The sequence below is a fragment of the Kitasatospora sp. NPDC093102 genome (genome assembly GCF_040683915.1).
In the GTDB taxonomy this organism is placed as follows: domain Bacteria; phylum Actinomycetota; class Actinomycetes; order Streptomycetales; family Streptomycetaceae; genus Kitasatospora.
The window spans coordinates 85,493-105,645 of the sequence record NZ_JBFBFA010000019.1; the positions used below are offsets into that span (position 1 = coordinate 85,493).

Annotated in this window: 17 protein-coding genes; 4 read left to right on the forward strand and 13 right to left on the reverse strand. The window is 73.9% G+C overall.

Annotation, left to right across the window (positions count from 1 at the left end):
• Positions 1-57 precede the first annotated feature (57 nt).
• The gene (locus AB0O11_RS23435) at positions 58-300 is read right to left on the reverse strand and encodes a hypothetical protein (RefSeq protein WP_363390234.1); all 243 of its coding nucleotides are present in this window, start codon (positions 298-300) and stop codon (positions 58-60) included.
• Between the two features lie 49 nt (positions 301-349).
• Between AB0O11_RS23435 and AB0O11_RS23440 the strand changes: the two genes are divergently transcribed.
• A complete protein-coding gene (locus tag AB0O11_RS23440; protein WP_363390237.1) occupies positions 350-802 on the forward strand; it encodes a DUF397 domain-containing protein in 453 nt (150 codons plus the stop codon).
• Here AB0O11_RS23440 and AB0O11_RS23445 read toward each other — a convergent pair.
• The 9 genes from AB0O11_RS23445 to pdxH form a co-directional block, all read right to left on the reverse strand.
• A complete protein-coding gene (locus AB0O11_RS23445; RefSeq protein WP_363390239.1) occupies positions 705-1,418 on the reverse strand; it encodes an AAC(3) family N-acetyltransferase in 714 nt (237 codons plus the stop codon). The genes AB0O11_RS23440 and AB0O11_RS23445 overlap by 98 nt on opposite strands.
• A gap of 158 nt (positions 1,419-1,576) precedes the next feature.
• On the reverse strand, positions 1,577-3,982 hold the full coding sequence (locus AB0O11_RS23450) for an FxsB family cyclophane-forming radical SAM/SPASM peptide maturase (RefSeq protein WP_363390242.1): 2,406 nt from the start codon (positions 3,980-3,982) through the stop codon (positions 1,577-1,579).
• A gap of 56 nt (positions 3,983-4,038) precedes the next feature.
• Positions 4,039-4,224 carry a hypothetical protein gene (locus AB0O11_RS23455; RefSeq protein ID WP_224285014.1) on the reverse strand — a complete coding sequence of 62 codons (186 nt, stop codon included), beginning with the start codon at positions 4,222-4,224 and terminating at the stop codon, positions 4,039-4,041.
• A gap of 370 nt (positions 4,225-4,594) precedes the next feature.
• Positions 4,595-5,662 (reverse strand): HEXXH motif-containing putative peptide modification protein, encoded by a 1,068-nt coding sequence (locus tag AB0O11_RS23460; RefSeq protein ID WP_363390245.1) that lies wholly within the window; start codon positions 5,660-5,662, stop codon positions 4,595-4,597.
• 147 nt (positions 5,663-5,809) lie between these two features.
• A complete protein-coding gene (locus AB0O11_RS23465; RefSeq protein WP_363390248.1) occupies positions 5,810-7,015 on the reverse strand; it encodes an FxsB family cyclophane-forming radical SAM/SPASM peptide maturase in 1,206 nt (401 codons plus the stop codon).
• Positions 7,016-7,050: 35 nt separating this feature from the next.
• Positions 7,051-11,064: an FxSxx-COOH system tetratricopeptide repeat protein gene (fxsT, locus tag AB0O11_RS23470; RefSeq protein WP_363390251.1), complete on the reverse strand. Its 4,014-nt coding sequence runs from the start codon at positions 11,062-11,064 to the stop codon at positions 7,051-7,053.
• Positions 11,061-12,458 (reverse strand): TIR-like protein FxsC, encoded by a 1,398-nt coding sequence (locus tag AB0O11_RS23475; RefSeq protein ID WP_363390253.1) that lies wholly within the window; start codon positions 12,456-12,458, stop codon positions 11,061-11,063. Before AB0O11_RS23475 ends, fxsT begins: the two co-directional genes overlap by 4 nt.
• A 241-nt stretch (positions 12,459-12,699) precedes the next feature.
• Positions 12,700-12,891: an FxSxx-COOH cyclophane-containing RiPP peptide gene (fxsA, locus tag AB0O11_RS23480; RefSeq protein ID WP_049656076.1), complete on the reverse strand. Its 192-nt coding sequence runs from the start codon at positions 12,889-12,891 to the stop codon at positions 12,700-12,702.
• 144 nt (positions 12,892-13,035) lie between these two features.
• Positions 13,036-13,668 carry a pyridoxamine 5'-phosphate oxidase gene (gene pdxH, locus AB0O11_RS23485; RefSeq protein WP_363390327.1) on the reverse strand — a complete coding sequence of 211 codons (633 nt, stop codon included), beginning with the start codon at positions 13,666-13,668 and terminating at the stop codon, positions 13,036-13,038.
• Between the two features lie 416 nt (positions 13,669-14,084).
• Between pdxH and AB0O11_RS23490 the strand changes: the two genes are divergently transcribed.
• Positions 14,085-15,185, forward strand: coding sequence for a citrate synthase 2 (locus AB0O11_RS23490; RefSeq protein ID WP_363390257.1), 1,101 nt, complete (start codon positions 14,085-14,087; stop codon positions 15,183-15,185).
• Between the two features lie 152 nt (positions 15,186-15,337).
• A complete protein-coding gene (gene serC, locus AB0O11_RS23495; protein WP_363390260.1) occupies positions 15,338-16,456 on the forward strand; it encodes a phosphoserine transaminase in 1,119 nt (372 codons plus the stop codon).
• Between the two features lie 250 nt (positions 16,457-16,706).
• Here the strand turns inward: serC and thpR are convergent, their stop codons facing one another.
• Positions 16,707-17,294 carry an RNA 2',3'-cyclic phosphodiesterase gene (gene thpR / locus AB0O11_RS23500; protein WP_363390263.1) on the reverse strand — a complete coding sequence of 196 codons (588 nt, stop codon included), beginning with the start codon at positions 17,292-17,294 and terminating at the stop codon, positions 16,707-16,709.
• A 46-nt stretch (positions 17,295-17,340) separates the two neighbouring features.
• Between thpR and AB0O11_RS23505 the strand changes: the two genes are divergently transcribed.
• Positions 17,341-17,859, forward strand: coding sequence for a GNAT family N-acetyltransferase (locus AB0O11_RS23505; RefSeq protein WP_363390265.1), 519 nt, complete (start codon positions 17,341-17,343; stop codon positions 17,857-17,859).
• 56 nt (positions 17,860-17,915) lie between these two features.
• On the opposite strand, the gene AB0O11_RS23510 is transcribed toward AB0O11_RS23505, so the two are convergent.
• Both AB0O11_RS23510 and AB0O11_RS23515 read right to left on the reverse strand, forming a co-directional pair.
• Complete coding sequence (locus tag AB0O11_RS23510) at positions 17,916-19,259, reverse strand: MFS transporter (RefSeq protein ID WP_363390330.1); 1,344 nt, start codon at positions 19,257-19,259, stop codon at positions 17,916-17,918.
• Positions 19,260-19,636: 377 nt separating this feature from the next.
• Complete coding sequence (locus AB0O11_RS23515) at positions 19,637-20,071, reverse strand: MarR family transcriptional regulator (RefSeq protein WP_030235202.1); 435 nt, start codon at positions 20,069-20,071, stop codon at positions 19,637-19,639.
• Positions 20,072-20,153 lie beyond the last annotated feature (82 nt).

Genomic DNA, 20,153 nt, shown 5'->3' on the forward strand with positions numbered 1-20,153 from the left:
CCGGCCATGCGCAGGAAGTCGGCCCGTCCGACTTCCTGCGCAGCGCAGCTCCGGGGATCAAGGGCCGACGAGCTCCGCCAGCTCGTCGGCCGACTCCGGGGTCAGCCGGTAGAAGCCCTGGAGGCTGACTGCGCGTTCGAGGCGGCCATCCACCACGTACTTCAGGCCGCGGGTCTGGTTCCGGCGGTTGCGCCAGGTGAGCTGCCCCAGCAACTCACCCGGTATCGGCTGGTCGAAGCGCACGGGCGTCGAGTCCACGTGCACCGCCGAGGCGCCGCAGCCGCCGGCGCCGAGCGCCACCCAGTCCTCGTGCCCGGGGAACGCCCGGTCCCGCCACGTCGTCGGCGCCGTGCTGGACCTGACCGACCTGTACGACCGCGCCGACTCCGCGCTGTACTTCGCCCCCTGGCGGCCCGACCCCCGGCCGCTCGAAGGGCTGCTCCAGGGCACCAACACCAACTGCCTTGAGATCGCCTCCGACGGTGAGCTGGTCTACATCCGCGAGTCCGACGACCCCACCACCATCGTCACCACCACCCGCACCAAGCTCCACGCTTGGATCCGCGGCGCCAAGGCCGGCGAGTTCGACCACTTCGCCGAAGCCCGACACCATCCCCGTGCCCCGGCAGTGGGCCGGGGCACGGGGACTCGTCTCCACTCCATCCTCATCAAGCCCAAACAGGACGACGGCTGGGAGTCGGGTTTCACGAGCGGCTGCTGCGGAGGATGGACTCGGCGAGGTCGACGGCCTCCCGGACCGGGACGAGGCGGCAGTCGGCGGTACCGATCCTGGCGGTGGTGATGCCGTGGGCGGTGCTCAGGACCTCGGCGCCGAGCGGGCCGAAGTGGACGTCGTCCAGGTCGGGGGCCCGGAAGGTGGTCCAGCCCTCGGGGCCGACGCAGCGGTACTCGCGTACGGGGACGTCGGGCATGCGGAGGTCGGCCAGGTGGAAGGCGGTCAGGCGGTCCATCGGGACGCCGATCATCAGCACCCGGGCGTCCAGCTCGTAGAGCCGTCCGAGCGGCGACTCAGGGCCGAGGTGGGAGGTCAGCGGGTGGCGCTCGGTGATCTCCCGGGCGAGCCGGCCCACCGCCGCCCAGGACGTCTGCGGGTGGCCGCTCCGCATCGCGCCCGAGTGGGTGCGGATCGCCTCGGACAGCGCCCCCATGGAGGGCGACGCCGGGGTGGTTGCCGGATCGAAGCGGGGCATCCGGGCCTGGTAGTCGGCCACCTCCGCCGGGGAGAGTCCGGCGGTGGCGGTCTGGTGGCTGCGGGAGGTGGCGGAGTTCTCGGGCGTGGCGGTGTAGGCGACCAAGGTGCCGTCGGGGCCCAGGACGTCGAGCAGGGCCTCGACCACACCGGCCGCCCCGCCCGGCACCGGTCCGAGGGCGCGCAGGGACGCCTGGACGTGCAGCACCGTGCCCGGGCGGACCCCGAGGTCGACGAAGTCGCGGACGAGGGGGTGAACGGGGGAGGCGACGGCGACGCTGCCGCCGAGGGATTCGGTGAGGATGGCGTTTCCCCGGGGTTGAGGGCCCCGGGGTGAGGGAGGACCCGGGGCGGCGCGAGTGGGGGTCAGACCCCGGCCCGTTCCCGCCGTGCCCGGTCGGCCGCCTGCTCGGCGGCGGCGGGCAGCGGCAGGGTGAGCCAGGGTGCGACGGTGGCACGCATGCCGTCGGCGAAGCGCAAGCCGGTCCCGGTCAGGGCCCCGGACGACGCCAGCCGCTCCACGGCCTCGGCGGTGTACCGCCGCCAGAGCGCGAACTGTTCGCGCGCCCGGTCGGCGGCCGTGCCCGGCAGTCCGTCGTACGCGAGGGTGCGGGTGCCCCAGTACTCGGTGACGGCCAGGTGGGCGTACGTGCCCTGGAGCAGCCCTTCGAGCGGCCGGGGGTCGGGCCGCCAGGGGGCGAAGTACAGCGCGGAGTCGGCGCGGTCGTACAGGTCGGTCAGGTCCAGCACGGCGCCGAGCTTGACGTGCTGGAACTCGTGCGCGAGCAGCAGGGCGAGGGTCGGCGCGGTGGCCGGCCGCGCGATGCCGACGGCGCCGTAGGCCTGCCGGGCCGCCGAGCTGACGTCCCGGCCGGTCGGGCCCGGCCGCAACGGGGTGACCGTCGCCAGGCCGGCCCGGATGCCCTCCGCGTACCCGGGCAGGTCCCGCCCGAGCAGCTCCCAGGCCTCGCGCAACGCGCCTGTCCAGTCGAGCAGTTCACTCTCGGACAGGCGGCCCGCAACGGGGTGGTCGTGGCAGTCGCGCAGCGGGTCGGTGTCCTCCAGTGCGACCGTCCAGCCGTCGGCGAGCCGGACCCGCCGCAGCGGCTCGTCCAACACGGTGTGCACCGAGCCGTCGGACGCCCGCACCTCGAAGCCGTCGGACCGTCCGGTGACCACGGCCTCGCCGTCGGGGACGGCGATCCGGCCGAGCGTCGGCAGGTGCAGCCACCCGCCCCGCACGGGCACCGCCACCGAGTCCCCCCGTCCGGCCCGCACCGCGGCCGCCGCGGCGAGCGCGGCCAGCGGGCCGAGCCCGACCGGGAGGTCGCCGGCGAGCCGGCGAGCCGCCCAGGCGCGGGCGTACGGGTGGGCGAGCACGGCGTCCACGGCGGCGGGGGCCGCCACGTCGAGCTCCGCCAGCAGGGCCCACGCCTCGGCCCGCCCCTGTCCGGAGGCGTCCCAGGCGGCGGCCAGCATCGCCCGGGTGAGGGCGAGTTGGGAGCGGCCGAGCGCAGCGAGGGTCTCCGTGCTCCCGTATCCGTGCGCGAGCTCGTCGAGTTGCGACGGGGTGAGTGCGCCGGGCAGCAGCGGCTCGGCGCCGGGCGCCGGGGCGGTGGCCCCCTGCGCCGGTACGACCGACGGACTCCCGCTCCCCGCAATGCCGTTGATGAACGTCATGAGATCACCGCAGTAGACGGAGGGATGGTCGAAGCTGCCTCCTCCATCGTCGCTCCGATAGCGGTGGGCGTACAGCCCGCCACCGCAGGAGCGGACCACGGAGCAGGCGCGGCAGGCCTCGCTCAGTCCGGCCAGGCCGGACTGGCGGGCGGCGATGCCGGGGTGGCGGGCGAGGTCGTCGAGGCTGTGCGCGAAAACGTTCATCCCGGTGACGGGCGCGCCGTCGTACGCGGTCTTCAGGCTGTCGGCCTGCTCGAAGGTCCCGTCGGTCTCCAGGACCGCCAGGTCGGAGGGCTCCAGGCCGAGCGACTCGGTGAGGCTGGAGAACCCCCGCAGGGTCCGGTGCACGGACTCGAAGGTCCGTACGGCGAACGGCCGCCCGTCGGTTTCCCACAGCCTGTGGACGGTCAGCAGCCAGTCCGCGTACGGGGTGGCGCCCAGCCCGGAGGGGCGCCTGGGCGGTTCGTCCCAGGTGGCGTGCGGGAGCAGGAAGTCCACGGCGGGCGGGCGGAGTTCGGCCAGCGCCCGGTACACGGCCACCGGGTCGTTCTCGACGTCCATGGTGCACAGCAGCCCGGCGAACAGGTGCCGGTACTCGGGCTCGTTCAGCAGCGCGACGGCCCGCAGCACCTGCGGATGGCTGCTGCGTCCGTCGGCGAACCGCCGGTGGCGGTCGTTGGCGGCCTTGTCGCCGTCCAGCGAGATGCCGACCTTGATGTCCTGCTCCGCGAACAGCGAGCAGAAGTCCCGGCTCAGCAGCACGCCGTTGGTGTGGATGCGCAGGTCGAGCGCGCAGCCGGGCGGGAGCGCCGCCCGGAGCGCCCCGGCGGCGCGGCGCAAGCGGTCCGGGCCGGCGAGCAGGGGTTCTCCCCCGTGCAGGACGACCCGGACGGCGGGCAGCCGGTGGGCGGCCGCGTGCTCGCCGATGCGCTCGGCGGCCTTGGCCAGGATCCCGTCCGCGATGACCTTCGGCCGGGAACGCCAGCTGCTGTCCGCGTGCTCGTAGACGTAGCAGTGGTCGCAGGCCAGATCGCACCTGCTGTGCATCTTGACCACGAACTGCGTCAACGGCAGCGGAATCGACGTCGTCATGGGACTGTTCGGTTCGGTCTGCTCGGTCTGGGTTCCGCTCGGATTTCCGGGTGGGGTCAGATCGAGGAGTTGAAGGCGGCGACCGGCACGAGGCCGGAATCCACGCTGGGGAGCGCGCGCTGGAGGCGGGCGGCGAGTTCTTCCGCGCCGAGCTCGGCGAGATCGGCGAGGGAGGGGCGTTCCGGCGTCTCCTGATGGTCAGTGAGCTTGCCGGCCGGCCTGGTGCTGGTTACCGGAGTCATGTTCTTTTCCTTAGGCGCGGTTAGGACCTGCCGAGGGTGGGTAGGCCCACCCGGTTGCGACCAATGTAGTGCCCGCGGGGACTCCGCGCGGCACCTTGCGGACTCACGTTGGGCTCCCCAAGCGGCCGACGTCGTATGACAGCACGCCGGACCTCCAGAATTCACCCGTTCAGCGGTCGCGCACTTCGCCGTGGCGCACGCCGAAGCGCGTCGGAACCAGCCCCGGGGCGAGCACCTGGACCAGCCCCGGGGCAGGCGCCGCAGACCTCACCCGGACAGGAACCGGGCCGACGACCTGGGCACACCCCGGGAGTGCCCCGGGAAGCACCCGGGCAAGCGCACCATCCGGCCAAGCATCCGGCGCCCGGATTCATTCCCCCGGCTCGCCGAGCTCCCGGACGGCACGCACCAGCTCCCCGGTGAACTCCGTTCCGCTCGGCGTCAGTTCACCGCAGGCCAGGAGCGTCTTCCCGGCGGTCAGGGTGTGCGTCCGCCAGCGCACGAACTCCCGTTGCGCACGGGCGGCGTCGCCCGCCCCGGCGGCCGCCTCCGCCCGCCAGAAGTCCGCCACGCCCAGGTGGGCGTACGCCCCCTGGAGCAGCGCCCCGGCCGGGCGCAGGTCCGGCCGCCAGGGGGCGTGGTGAATGGCCTGGCCGTTGGGGCGGTGCAGCGGCACCAGGTCCAGCAGGGCGCCGAGTTGGACGTGCAGGAACTCGTGCACCAGGGCCAGCGCCAGCGACACCGGATCGCCCGGCAGCGAGGCCGCCACCGCGCCGTACGCCCGCCGGGCGGCAGCGCTGACCGTCGCCCCGCCGGGGGCGGGCAGCAGCGGCACGACGGTGGTCACGCAGGCCGCGACGGCCTGCGCGTGACGGCGGTGGCGGTGCACCAGGATGTCCCAGGCCTCGGCCAGCCGCTCTTCCCAGAGCGCGAGTTCGCCGTCCGGCAGCGGACCGGCCGGCGGGCGCCCGTAGTCGACCCGGCGCGAACCGGCATGGTCGACCGACGGCGCCCAGCGCAGCCCGTCGCACTCCAGCGCGAGGGCCGGGCCCGGAACGGGGCGGAGGAACTCGCCCAGTCCGCCGAGCGGAGCGCTCTCCCCCGCCGTCACGCCGCGCAGGCAGTCGGCCGCCCAGGCGTCCAACTCGGGCCGCAGCAGCACCTCTTCCCACCTCGCGCGGTCGTCCCGTTGCAGCGCCCGGACCCGGGCGTACGCCTCCCGGTAGCCGTCGTGCTCCGGCGCCGCCCGGCGCAGCGCCAGCAGCAGCAGCGCCCGCTTGCTCAACTGCCCGCCGCGCAGCAGCCGGACGGCCTCCGGCCCGCCGCGCGCGCCCGCGATCGCCCGGAACGTCGCCCGGTCCACGCCGTGCCGGGGCAGCCCGTCCGCCCCGCGCGCGTCCGGCACCCAGGCCGCCACCACCTCACCCGTACCCGCCACCGGTCCTCCTCCTCGTGTGTGCGGCTTCCGGCCCGGTCGGCCGGCCCATCGCCCAACCCGCCGGGTCCGCCCGCAGTCTCCCCGCGCCGGGACGGATCAGCCGGACGGCGGCCGGGCATGACCCGGACGGGTGAGCCGAAGCGGCCCTCAGCTCCCCGCGCGCGCCCGCCCGGACCCCGGCGCGCCCGGCACCCCGGCCGCCGTCAGCCCCGCCACCCCCGCCCGCAGGCGCCCCGCGATGTGCCGGATCAGCCGGTCCAGGTCCGCGCAGTACACCGACGGGTGCCCGAAGCCGTCGCCCGCGTACCGGTGCGCGTACAGGCCCCCGCCGCAGACCCGGGCCAGCGGGCAGCCCGCGCAGACCGGTCCGAGGCCCGCGAGGCCGCGCTGGCGGGCCCGGAAGGCGGGGTGCGCCGCCGCCTGCGCGAAGCCGTGCCGCCACACGTCCAGGCCGGTCCCCGGGGCGCCCTCGTAGGCCACCTTGAGGCTGTCCGCCTGCTCGATCGTCCCGTCCGTCTCGACCACCACCAGGTCGACGGGCGCCAGCCCGACCGCCTCGCTGGCCGCCCGCCCGCCGAGCAGCAGCACCGCCAGCTCCTCGAACAGCCGCACCCCGGTCTCCCGGCGCGGCGCGCCGTACCAGCGGTCGAAGGCGGCGATCAGCCACTCCCCGTACGGCGCGGGCCCCCCACCCGGCGGCGGCGCGTCCGGCACCGGCCGCGGCGGGACGCCCGGCGGCGGCTCCCGCCAGGTCGCGTGCGGCAGCAGCAGGTCGAGCCGGGGCGGCGCGAACTCCAGCAGCGCCTCGTAGGTGGCCACCGGGTCCGACGCCAGGTCGACGACGCACAGCAGGCCGGCGAACAGCTCCCGGTGCCGGTCCGAGCCGAGCAGCCGCACCGCCTCGGCGGTGCGCGCCCAGCTGCCCGCGCCGGAGGGCAGCCGGCGGTGCCGGTCGTGGGCGGCCCGGGTGCCGTCCAGCGAGACCCCGACCGCGACCCGGTGGCGGTGCAGCACGTCGAGCAGCGCCGGTTCGTCCAGCAGCCGCAGCCCGTTGGTCTGCACGGTGAACCGCACCCGGGGCCCGGCGGACGCCAACTCGCCGAGCAGCGCCTCCAGATGGGCCGCACCGACGAGCAGCGGCTCGCCGCCGTGCAGCACCACGGACACCTCGTCCAAGCCGTGCTCGGCCGCGTGCTCGCCGATCCGCCGGGCGGTGCGGCGGACGGTCGCGAGCTCCATCCGCCGCGGCCGCCCGCGCCAGCTCTGGTCGGCCCCCTCGTACACGTAGCAGTAGTCGCACGCCAGGTTGCACCGACTGTGGATCTTCAACAGGAACTGCCGGAACGGCACCATGACCGCGAGCCTAGGGCACTTCCGCTGACCGTCCGTCACACGTGCGGCGGCTCCACGTCCGAGTCCAGCCGCGTCCCGGCCCGCACCGCGATCGTCGTCGGGTGCTCCTCCCCCAGGGTGACCCGGGCCCGCCGGATGCAGTCCGCCCGCAGCTCCGCGGCCCGCTCGGTGTACCCGAGGGCGGCCAGCGACAGCGAGAGGTTGGAGTTTATGCCGATGGAGTCGTAGTGGTCCTGGCCGAGGGCCTCGGTCATCAGCGGCGCGGCCTCCAGCTCCAGGTCGAGCGCGGCCTGGAGCTCCCCGGCCAGCGACAGGTCGTTGGCGTGGTTCATCATCGCGATCGGGATGTAGAGGTGGTGCGCGCCGAGGACGGTGCGGAACTGCGCCAGCGTGCGGCCGGACAGCTCGCGCGCCTCCGTGGTGCGCCCCGCCAGCCGCAGATACACCGAGAGGTTGTTGGCGCCGGCCAGCGTCACCGGGTGGTTCTCGCCCAGGTAGTCGCGGTACCGCGCCAGCGCCCGTTCGGCCAGCGGGATCGCCCGCCCGGTGTCGCCGAGCGCGTTGAGGTCGCTGGCCAGGTTGGTGGCGGCGGCCAGGGTGTCGGGGTGCTCGGCGCCGTTGATGTCCAGGTAGCGCTGGTAGATGTCCTCGTCGATCTCCAGGGCCTCGTGGTACCGGCCGGCCCGGCGCAGCGCCACCGCCAGGTTCTTGCGGGCGCGCAGGGTGTCGGTGTGGCTGTCGCCGATGGTCTGCTGGTAGATCCGGACGGTCTCCTCCAGCAGGTCCAGGGCCTCCCGCAGCCGCCCGGTCTCGCGCAGGTCGCGGGCGTAGTTGGAGGCCGAGGAGAGTGCGTAGAGGCTGTGCGCGCCGAGCGCGTCGCGCTGCTGGAGGTAGTTGCTGCGGTGCCGTTCCAGGGCGGCCCGGCGGTCACCGGCCAGGTAGTCGGAGACGGCGAGGTTGTTGGTGATCATCAGGGTCCGCGGGTGGTCCGGGCCGAGGGTGCGCCGGGCGGCGTCCAGGGTGCGGCGGTCCAGCGCCCGGGCCTCGTCGTAGCGGCCGAGGAAGCGCAGGTCGGCGCCGAGGCTGTTGGCGACGGCGAGGGTGTGCGAGTGCTCCGGGCCCAAGGTCGCGGTGAAGCGCTCCAGGATGTCCCGGTCCATCTCGTACGCCTCCTGGAGGGCGCCCTGGGAGCGGCGGATGTTGCTCAGCTGGGTGCGCAGCATGAGCGTCTGGGCGTCGTTGTCGACGTCGAAGCCAGGCCCGCCGTAGCCGTCCTGGCGCCAGTGCTCCAGGGTCCGCTCGGCCAGTTCCCGGCCGGACTCGTGCAGGCTGCGCTTCCACTGGTAGCGGACCGAGTCGATGATCCACTGCCGGACGTCCTCGTCGGCGCTGTCGAGCGCCCCGGACGGCCAGAGGTGGGGCAGGAGTTCGGCGTACTCGGCCCAGTTCACGGGCACGTCCGGGTCGCCGGGGTTGGCGGTGGCGAGCGCGGCGTGGACGACGCCGCGCAGTTCGGCCCGCCGCTCCTCCTCGACCTGGTCCCGCAGCACCGCCTGGACCAGCCGGTGCACGGTGATGGTCTCGCTGCCCTGGTCGGTGCGGGCGAGCCCGAACCGGTTGATGGCGCGCAGGAACTCGCCGATCGCGAGCTTGTCGCGGGGCGCGCGCGGGGGCAGCCGCAGGGCGCGGGTGACGGCCCGGCTGTAGAGCAGCCGCATCGGGATGGCGTCCGGGCCGAAGAAGGCGCAGATCTCCAGGATCTGGGCGGCCGGGGCGTTCATCCGGCGCAGTTCCTCGACCGAGATGCGCCAGGTCGCGGCGGCCGAGTGCGGGTAGTCGGCGGCGCGCAGCCGGGTGCGTTCGAGCATCTCGGTGAGCTCTTCGTCGAGCAGTTCGAGGTAGGTGGCGATCGGCATCGACGTCTCCTGGAGCCAGACGGCGGCCTGGCCGACGGCGAGCGGCAGGTCGCCGAGGCGGTGCGCGACCTGGTCGGCGTCCTCCGACGAGAGGCCGCCGTTGAAGCGGCGCAGCAGCCGGACGCTCTCCTCGCGGAGGAAGACGTCGACCTCCACCAGGCCGGCGTGCCGGGCCCAGCCCTGGTTGCGGGAGGTGATCAGCACGTGCCCGCCAGGGGAGCCGGCCGGCTGCCAGGGGGCGAGCTCCTCGGGGGTGCCGGCGTTGTCGAAGACGAGCAGCCAGCGGCGGTACGGCTGGCCGCGGCGCAGCGCGTCGAGCACGGCGGCGGCGGTGTGTGCGACGTCGTCGCTGGTGGGCACGCCGAGCCGGGGCGCGAGTTCGGCGAGCTTCTGCGGGATGTTGGCGGGTTCCTCGGCGGGCACCCACCAGACCACGTCGTAGGCGGCCTTGAAGCGGTGCGCGTACTCGGCGGCGATCTGGGACTTGCCGGCGCCGCCGAAGCCGTAGAGCACCTGGCTGAGCACGGCGGCGGGACCGCCGGTGAAGCGGTTGCGGAGCAGTTCCAGCAGCTTGCCGCGGCCGATGAAGGCGGCGTTGCGCGAGGGTGCCTCCTGGACCTGCGGTGCGGTGCCGGGGAACCGCGCGGGGGTGGCGAACTCTCCGCTGTCGGTGTCGGGTTGGCGGCTGCTGCCGGGCGGCGGGCCGAGTTCTGCGTAGAGCTGGGACTCGGCGCCGACCGCGGAGGAGCGGACCAGGTCGGGCACGGGCTGCCCGGCGAACGGGCGGGGCACCGGCTCGTCCGGGTCCTGGAGCCGGAAGGCGACCAACGCCGGTGAGCCGGAGGCCAGTTCGCGCCCCTGGAGGAGCTGCCAGACCTCGGCGGCGCGGGGCAGCGCGGTGTACTCGGGCGAGAGCAGGGCGAGCAGCCGGCCCTGGCCGTCGACGGGCCCGGCGACCTCAGGCGGCCGTGGGCCGGAGTACGGCTCGGCGGCGTTGTGCAGGGAGGTCTGGTAGCCGAAGCGGGTGAGCGTCCCGGCGGCCCACTCGGCCCACATCCGGTCCTCGGGCGCGTAGCTGACGAACACCTGGCGCGGCACCGCGCGGGCGGAGCGCAGGTAGGCGCCGTAGAGCCGGCGGCGGGTCTCGGCGGTGAGCGGGCGCAGGGTGCTGACCCGGCCGTCGGTGATCCAGCCGGCCAGCCGTTCGAAGGCGTTGAGCAGGCTGCGGGCCTCCTGCGGCCGGTCGGCGACGGTGGCGGGCACCTCCTCGTAGGCGTAGAAGGGCTTGTACGGCACCTCGACGTCGGCCCAGTAGCCGGCCCGGCGGTCGCCGGCCAGCCAGCGGCCGAGGTAGGGGGCGAAGGCCTCGCGGGCGTAGTCGCGGCCGGCCTCCAGGCGCTCCTGCTCGGCGTCCTCGACCCGCATCGGCACCGGCAGGACCCGGATCGCCCGCTCCTCGGCCGCGGCGATGTCGCGGGCGGCGTCGACGCCGCCGCGGATGTTCTGGGCGCTGAAGGTGAAGCAGTCCACCACGGTGTCGGGCATCAGGACGGTGCAGATGCCGGAGGTGTCGCTGACGCCGGTGCGGCTGTCGATGAGCACGTAGTCGTAGCCGCGGGCCCAGCGTTCGCGCAGCTCGCGCAGGAACTCGCCGCCGCGGATGTCCCGGCCGTGGTAGAAGCTGCGCCAGTTGAAGCTGGTGACGGCGGCGGCGTAGGCGGCGTTCTGCCGGCCGGCGGGCAGGAAGTCGAGCCGGCCGCCGGGCGGCAGGTCGAGGGCGAGGCCGCAGACGTAGCCGTCCAGCCGCCCGGGCTCGTCCAGCCAGGCCGCCGGGGACTGCCCGACCGGCCCGGCGGCGGAGGGCAGCGCCTGCTTGACGTAGGAGCGCAGCAGGTCGATCAGGCCGTCGGTGGAGTGCAGTTCCGGGTCGACCAGCAGCGGGTGGTAGTAGCGGTGGAGGCCGGGCGCCTCCAGGTCCCAGTCGACGACCAGGACGCGCAGGCCGCGACTGGCGAGGATCCAGCCGACGTTGGCGAGCGCCATGGTGCGGCCGGTGCCGCCCTTGAAGGAGTAGAACGTGACGACCGATCCCGGTCCGCCGCGCTCCAGCTCTGCGCCGGGCTCAGTGGTCATCGTTCTTCTCCCCTCGGCGGGACAGCGGTGTCCTTGCCCCGGCTCTGGTGCGGCAGGTCCGTGGAACCCGGGAGGCCCCGGTCGACGCGCGCGGGTCCCCGGCGGGGGCCCGGCGGGCCGGCCGGGATGGTCAGCCCGGGCATCGCCGGGCCGGTGTCCGGGCCACCGCCCGGGCCGAAGCCGAAGGCGTCGCCGCCATCGTCTCCCCAATCCAGGTTGTCGTCCATGAGCTTGTTCTGAGCGACCGTCACCATGATGGTGAGGTCGGTGTCGAAGCTCTCCCGGCTCACTTTGACCCGGAACAAGTGCTCCAGGTCGCTCCGGCGCAGCCAGTTGCGCCGGAACACGTCGCGCACGCCCGCCCAGAGCGCATCGCGCTCCGGCCCGTCGGCCGGGTCGTCGCTGCCGGTGGGCACCATCACGCCGGTGACCGGGTGGTTCTGTTCGTCGTAGGCGCGCAGCGCCGACCGGTAGCGCTCGCCGCCCGCCACCCACGGGTCCACCAGCAGGATGCTGACCTGGCTGTCCTCCCGGGCCTGGTCGAGCTTGTCGGCGAGGGCGGTGTCGATCTCCTCCAGCGTGGTGGTGTGCCCGGCGCCGGTGATCACCTGCTGGGCGCGGGCCGCCAGGGACGGCTGGGTGGGCGGGTGGTACGGCGCCCAGTGCCACGGCTTGGTGCCGTACCAGCCGCCCGTGCAGGAGCCGCCCTCGGCGGCGGCCTCCGAGGCGCGCCCGGCCGCGATGAACAGCCGCACCATCCCGGGGGCGGACGCCACGGGCGGCGGCGCCGGGGGCGGGAAGTAGCCGCGCACGGCGCCGAGGTCGAACTCGGGCAGTTCGCCGAGCCGGCGCGCGGCCGCGTCCCGGACCCGCTCCGCGACCACCCGGACGACCTGCTCGTACGCCCCGCCCTGCGCGGTGCGCAGCAGGGCCCGCAGGCCGTGGCGGGCGTAGGCCTCGCCCATGTCCGGCTGGGCCCACTGGATCTTGTTCACCTCGTCGGCCAGCCCGCCCGGCTCGACGGGTTCCCAGAGCACCGGGATGAGCGCCGAGATGAGCTCCCCGGTGTCCTCGTGGTGGCGGCGGACCCGGCCACGGAAGGCGGTCCACTCCTTGCCGCAGTAGAGGCTGGCGAAGTAGGCCGGGGAGTAGAGCGCGATCATGGTGCGGCTGCGGCCGAGCATCGTGGCCAGCTTCTCGGCCCAGTCGTCGCCCAGGCGCAGCTGCTCGGTGTCCCGGTAGGCCAGTTCGTCGACGCGCACGCCCGTGCCGACCAGTCGGCCGAGTTCGTCCCGCAGGTCGTTGAAGAACTGGTTGACGAAGACGTCCTCGGCCTCGAAGTCACGACGCGCGTAACTGAAGAAGAAGTACGGCCGGTGCTGTTCCTGCTCCATCACCTGTTCCCCCCGTGCCCGACGGTCCGCGACGGCGCTGGTTTCATACCCCAGCATGTCGTGAACTCCACCGTCCACGCTGGCGAGTTGGCGGATTCGGCCGCCTCGTGGGGTTTAGCCGGTGGTCAGGCGCGCCGCCCCCGGCCGGGGGCGCTCCGGCGCTCGGGGGCGCGCCGACGGGGGCGCGGGCGCCTGCCGGATCGGCGCGCCGGGCGAGGGGGCGCGGGCGCCGGGTGGCGCACTACCGGTCGAGCGCCGACTGGAAGGCGGCGAGCGGCTCCGCGCCGGGGGTCAGGGCGTCCGCGACCACCCGGCGCAGCAGGTCGCCGAGGACGGTATCGGGCAGGGCGTCGAGTTCGTCGAGCGGCAGGGCGGCGACGTCGACCAGGTCAGAGCCGAGTCCAGCGGCGGTTTCCGCACCGGTGACGCCCATCAGTCCCTCACTCGATCGTGTCGGCACAGCGGACTGCCGGCCGGAAGTGCATCGGCCCAGGTCCGCGACGGGCATCCTACACCCGAGGTGTGACGGCCCATCAGCTCCGCGCGGGCGTGGCGCGGAGCCCGTGGGCTGAACGCATCACGGGCAGAGCCGCTCCACCCGCCACCCCGTCGGGCCGGACGGGTCGACGACGTAGCGGAGCCGGTCGTGCAGCCGGTTCTCCCGGCCCTGCCAGAACTCGACGCTCTGCGGGACCACCCGGTACCCGCCCCAGAACGGCGGGACGGGCACGCCCTCGCCCTCCGGGTACCGGCGCTCCAGCTCGGCGTAGCGCCGTTCCAGGACCTCCCGGCCGCCGACCGGGCTGGACTGCTCGCTGGCCCAGGCGCCCAGCTGGGAGCCGTGCGGGCGGGTGCGGAAGTAGGCGGCGGTCTCGTCCCGGCCGACCTTCTCCACCCGGCCCTGGACGATCACCTGGCGGGCCAGCGCGATCCACGGGAACAGCAGCCCCGCGTACGGGTTGGCGGCCAGCTCGGAGCCCTTGCGGGAGCCGTAGTTGGTGAAGAACACGAAGCCGCGCAGGTCGTAGCCCTTGAGCAGGACGGTGCGCGAGCTGGGCCGCCCCTCGGCGTCGGCGGTGGAGAGCACCATCGCGTTGGGCTCCACCACCCCGGCTTCGTCCGCCTCGTGGAACCAGCGGGTGAACTGGCCGATCGGCTCGGGCGCGAGCTGCTCCTCGACCAGGCCCTCGTGGCTGTAGTGCTTGCGCATCACGGTGAGGTCCGGGCCGGGACGGGCCTCCTCGGCCAGGGTCCGGTTGACGGGGCTCGGGGGCGTCGGCTTGGCGCGATCCGGGGTCTGCACGCCAACATCATCCCGTACGACAAGCAACGGGCACCGCTACCTCCGGACAAACCTCGGTGGGAGATACGGTGACCCGCCACCGCTTGGCCGCCCGCCCTGCGGGTAATTGTCCTGAACCGGGCGTTTGGTTCCAGGCGTTCCGGGCACCACCGCGCCCCCGGCAGCAAAGTCAAGCGGGCCCACGGCAAACATCACCACGGTGGTGTATGGCGCAATGCACCCCGTGCCTGTCACTCTGGCACCGAGTGCCAAACACCATTCGGTCACTGGCGCGCCGCCCCACCACGGCGGAGCGCCGATCGCAGAACTGAAGGAGCCGTCGCATGTCCGATTTCGTACCCGGGCTTGAGGGAGTCGTCGCGTTCGAGAGCGAGATCGCCGAACCCGACCGCGAGGGCGGCGCCCTGCGGTACCGCGGTGTCGACATCGACGACCTGGTGGGCAACGTCTCCTTCGGTCACGTGTGGGGCCTGCTGGTGGACGGCAAGTTCAACCCCGGCCTGCCGGCGGCCGAGCCGTTCCCGATCCCCGTGCACTCCGGCGACATCCGGGTCGACGTGCAGTCGGCGCTCGCCATGCTCGCCCCGGTCTGGGGCCTCAAGCCGCTCCTGGACATCGACGCCGAGCAGGCCCGCGACGACCTCGCCCGGGCCGCCGTGATGGCGCTCTCCTACGTCGCACAGTCGGCCCGCGGCCAGGGCCTGCCGATGGTCCCGCAGAGCGAGATCGACAAGGCCGAGACGGTCGTCGAGCGGTTCATGATCCGCTGGCGCGGCGAGCCGGACCCGAAGCACGTCAAGGCCGTCGACGCCTACTGGACCTCGGCCGCCGAGCACGGCATGAACGCCTCCACCTTCACCGCCCGGGTCATCGCCTCCACCGGCGCCGATGTCGCCGCCGCCCTCTCCGGCGCGGTCGGCGCGATGTCCGGCCCGCTGCACGGCGGCGCGCCGTCCCGCGTGCTCGGCATGATCGAGGAGATCGAGCGCACCGGCGACGCCACCGCCTGGGTCAAGAACGCCCTGGACAAGGGCGAGCGCCTGATGGGCTTCGGCCACCGCGTCTACCGCGCCGAGGACCCGCGCGCCCGGGTGCTGCGCCGCACCGCCAAGGAGCTCGGCGCGCCGCGCTTCGAGGTCGCCGAGGCCCTGGAGAAGGCCGCGCTGGAGGAGCTGCACAACCGCCGCCCCGACCGTGTGCTGGCCACCAACGTCGAGTTCTGGGCCGCCATCATGCTGGACTTCGCCGAGGTCCCGGCGCACATGTTCACCTCGATGTTCACCTGCGCGCGCACCGCCGGCTGGTCGGCGCACATCCTGGAGCAGAAGCGCACGGGCCGACTCGTGCGCCCCTCCGCGCGCTACATCGGCCCCGGCCCGCGCCGCCCCGAGGAGATCGAGGGCTGGGACGCCATCACCCACTGACGGATACCGGACGAGCGTCCGGACAGTGCCCCTGAGCAGCGGGTCCGGCTCCGGCCGGGCCCGCTCTCCGTCATCTCGGGGCGACCGGGACCACAGTCTCAGCGGGCGGACTGCCGTACCTCCGCCCGGCCGACGGCCGGTAGGCTGCGCGCGTGGCTCAGATCCAGATCCCCGCTGACATCAAGCCCGCAGACGGCCGTTTCGGCTGCGGACCGTCCAAGGTGCGCCCCGAGGCCCTGAGTGCCCTCGCCGCCACCCAGACCTCCCTGCTCGGCACCTCGCACCGCCAGGCCCCGGTCAAGAACCTGGTCAAGCGCGTGCGCGAGGGCGTGAGCAGCCTGTTCTCGCTGCCGGACGGCTACCAGGTCGTCCTCGGCAACGGCGGCTCCACCGCCTTCTGGGACATCGCCGCCTTCGGCCTGGTGCGGGAGAAGTCCCAGCACCTGGACTTCGGCGAGTTCTCCTCGAAGTTCGCCTCCTCGGTCAAGGCCGCGCCGTGGCTCGGCGAGCCGACCGTGATCAAGACCGCCCCGGGCACCCACCCGCTGCCGGTCGCCGAGGCCGGCGTGGACGTCTACGGGCTCACCCACAACGAGACCTCGACCGGCGTCGCGATGCCGATCGAGCGCCCGGCCGGCGCGGACGAGGGCTCGCTGGTCCTGGTGGACGCCACCTCGGGCGCCGGCGGCCTTCCGGTGGACATCACCGAGACGGACGTCTACTACTTCGCCCCGCAGAAGTCCTTCGCTTCCGAGGGCGGCCTGTGGCTGGCCACGTTCTCCCCGGCCGCCCTGGAGCGCGCCGCCGAGATCGCCGGCTCCGGCCGCTACATCCCGCCGTTCTTCTCGCTGCCGACGGCCATCGACAACTCGTCGAAGGACCAGACGTACAACACCCCGTCGCTCTCCACCCTCTTCCTGCTGGCCGACCAGCTGGAGTGGCTGAACGGCAACGGCGGGCTGGACTGGGCGGTCGCCCGCACCGCCGACTCCTCGTCCCGGCTGTACTCCTGGGCCGAGAAGTCCTCCTTCGCCACCCCCTTCGTGGCGAACCCGCAGGAGCGCTCCCAGGTGGTCGGCACCATCGACTTCGACGAGTCGGTGGACGCCGCCGCGATCGCCAAGGCACTGCGTGCCAACGGCATCGTGGACACCGAGCCGTACCGCAAGCTGGGCCGCAACCAGCTGCGCATCGCGATGTTCCCGGCGATCGACCCGGCGGACGTCGAGGCGCTCACCCGGTGCATCGACTACGTGGTCGAGCAGCTCTGACCCGGTCCCCCGACGACACGGCCGAGGGCCACCGCCGACGGGCGGTGGCCCTCTCGCCGTTCCGGGGCCGGGGGCCCGACCGGCTAGCGGCCGACCAGCGAGCTGATCAGCACGACGACCAGCATCAGCACCAGGGTGCCGGAGACGATGCGCATACGAGTCTTGGGATCCACGGTCAACGAGCGTACCTCCGGCTCACCCCGGACTCCGCCCGGGCCCTGCCCCCGGCCTCCCGGGGGCCTCGGTCCCCTCAGCCCCAGTCCGCCAGCTCCCAGTCGCGCAGCGACTCGTAGTGGACGGAGCCGCCGTCCGGGTCGCTCTTCATCAGGTGCAGCTCGGCGGCCTCCCACTCCGGTCCCCGGTACTCCGCCAGTGCCGCCGCCAGCGCGTCCAGCTCGGCCGCGGCGACCCGCTGGACGGCCCGCCGGTGGCCGCGGTGGGAGCCGGACCGGGCCAGGGTGACGTGCGGGTGGAAGGCGAAGTCGTCGGTGTCCCCGGTGACCTCGACGGTGGCCTCGGCGACCGCCTCCGCAAGCCGGCGCAGCGCCCAGGTCTGCCCCTCCACCCCGGCCCAGAGCACCCGGTCGCCGAACCGGCCGGAGCCCGCGATCCGCAGCCGGTGCACCGGGTGCACCTCGGCAACGGCGGCCAGGCCCGTCTCCAGCTCCGGCAGCCGCTCGGCCGGCACCTGGCCGAGGAACGCCAGGGTGAGGTGCCAGCCCTCGGCGGTGGTCCAGCGCAGCCGGTCCGCCCCGGGCAGCCCGCGCACCGGCGCGACCGCGTCGGCGAGCCCCTGCAGTGCCGCGACCGGCGGGATGACCGCCACGAACAGCCTCATGAGCCCATCTTCCCTCGACCGGCCGCTTGGAGTAGAACGTCTGTCCATGAAGATCCGCAACGGGGGACCCGCGGACGTCCCCGACATCCTCGCCCTGCTCGACGGCGCCGTGGCCTGGCTGACCGGCCAGGACCGCACCGGCCAGTGGGGCGACCAGCCGTTCAGCACCATCCAGGCCCGGGTCGACCAGGTCTCCTCGTACGCCGCCGAGCCCTTCCTGATCCGCCTCGCCGTGGACGACGACGGCCGCACGGTCGGCTGCTGCGTGCTCTCCGAGGACCGCGGCCGGTGGATCCCCGCCGTGGACGAGCGCGAACTGTACGTCCGCAACCTGGTCACCGACCGCAGCCGCAAGGGCTCGGGCATCGGCGCGGCGCTGATCGCCGACGCGATCGAGGAGGCCCGTCGGCGCGGCATCGGCCTGCTGCGGGTGGACTGCTACGGCGGCGCTGACCGCAAGCTGGTCGCCCAGTACCGGGCGCTCGGCTTCACCGAGACCGAGAGCTTCGAGGTCGAGCAGCCGACCGGCGTCTGGCCGGGCCAGGTGCTGGCCATCCGCCTCTGACACAACGCCGGAAGCCCCCGGAGTCCCGACTCCGGGGGCGCACTCCTGGCGATCGATCAGCAGGCAGTGGCCAGCTCGGTCTTGCGCGCGGGACCGGTCCGCGGCACGAAGGCCACCACCCGGCCGCCGCGGCCCGGGTGCAGGTCGAACCGCACCCGCAGGTCCGCGCTGCGGGCCAGCACCAGGCCGACCACGCCGGCCGCCGCCGCGGACACCAGCCCACAGGCCAGCAGGCCGAGCCGGGGCCCGTACGAGGCGGTCACCCAGCCGACGATCGGGGCACCGACCGGCGTGCCGCCGGTGAAGACCAGCACCAGCAGGCCCATCACCCGGCCGCGCATCTCCGGGTCGGTGGCCAGCTGGAGCGAGGAGTTGACCGAGGTGTTGAAGCTCAGCCCGAAGACCCCGACCAGCATCAGCAGCAGCGCGAAGGTCCAGTAGTCGGGCGCGAACGCGGCGACCACCTCCAGCGCGCCGAAGGCCAGCGCCGCGCCGACCAGCCGGCGCAGCCGCGGCGCGCCCCGGCGGGCGGCGAGCAGCGCACCCGTCAGCGAGCCGATCGCCATCGCGGTGTTCAGCAGGCCGTACTGGCCCGCGCCCACCTTGAAGGTGTCGTACGCGAAGCCGGAGAGCAGCGTCGGGAAGTTGAAGCCGAAGGTGCCGATGAACCCGGCCAGCACCATCGGCCAGAGCAGTTCGGGCCGCTCCCGGACGTACCGCAGGCCCTCGCGCAGCTGCCCCTTCTCGCGGGCGATCGGCTCGGTCGGGCGCAGTTCGCCCTCCCGCATCGCGAGCAGCCCGCCGATCACGGCGGCGAAGGACAGCGCGTTGACGGCGAACGCCCAGCCGCTGCCGACCGCGGCGATCAGCAGACCCGCGACGGCGGGGCCGACCAGCCGGGCGGTCTGGAAGTTGGCGGCGTTCAGGCTGACGGCGTTGGCGAGGTCCTCGGGCCCGACCATCTCGGAGACGAAGGCCTGCCGGGTCGGGTTGTCCACCACGGTGACCAGGCCGAGCAGCAGCGCGAAGGCGTACACGTAGTACGGCGTCACCACGCCGCCGATGGTCAGCGCCGCGAGGCCGGCGGCCAGCAGGCCCATCGCGCCCTGGGTGAAGATCAGCAGCCGGCGCTTGGGCATCCGGTCCGCGAGCACGCCGCCGAACAGGCCGAGCAGCAGCATCGGCAGGAACTGCATGGCGGTGGTGATGCCGACCGCGAGCGGGCTGCCGGTGAGGCTCAGCACCAGCCAGTCCTGGGCGATCCGCTGCATCCAGGTTCCGGTGTTGGACACCACCTGGCCGGCGAAGTAGTAGCGGTAGTTGCGAACGCGCAGTGAGGAGAACATCCCCCCGGGCCGGGTGAAATCGGCACCTGTGGGAGACGAGAGGGGCCGAGCGATGGGGGTCCCCCCGGCCGAAGGCTGGGGGATCGTCGCCGGAAGGGTGGTGGCGGGCGACGGGCGGGACGAGCGGGTTCGGCCCTGAGCGGCGGAGTCCGCCGCGGTGCGTTCGTCGGGGTCGTCGTCGCCGCTGCCGGGCAGTCCCGTGGGAGCGGGGGCCTGGGCCTCGGCGGCTGCGGCACTGGCCGCGGCGGGGTCGGTGGTCGGGTCGTCGGTACGGATGGCGGCGGCGCTGGCTGCGGCCGGCGGTGTCACGGTGGTCTCCCCTCGTGGCGCGACGGCCATGGCGGTGGCCGTCGCGCTCCTGGTGTCGGTGGTCGGTCCTGCGGTGATGCAGTGCTCCTTGTCCTTCCGGCGGCTTGCCGGATTCGGTGTGCCTAGAGGTGTGCGAGCTTGTAGAGCACGGGCGCGGCCTCCCTGAGGACGGCCCACTCCTCCTCGTCGAGCCCCTGGGCGAGCTCGGCGAGCCAGACGTTCCGGCGTCGACGACTCTCCGCGAGGATCGTCTCGGCCTGCTCGGTGCTGCTGACGACCACCTGGCGGCGGTCCTCGGGGTGCGGCTCGCGCCGCACCAGCCCCTTCTCCTCCAGCATCGCGACGATCCTGGTCATCGAAGGAGGCTGCACGTGCTCCTTCCGGGCGAGCTCACCCGGCGTCGCCTTCCCGCACCGGGCGAGGGTGCCCAGCACTCCCATCTCGGTGGGACTCAGCGACTCCTCCACCCGCTGGTGTTTGAGTCGTCGGGAGAGGCGCATCGTGGACGACCGCAGCTGACTGATCGCTGCGAGGTCCTGCTCGGACATCTCGGGCATCTCTTTAGCTTACGTCATTACTCTCCCTAAGGAAAATGGGATCCGCCGCCGCGCCGGAGGGTCGCCCCGGTGCCATATTGGT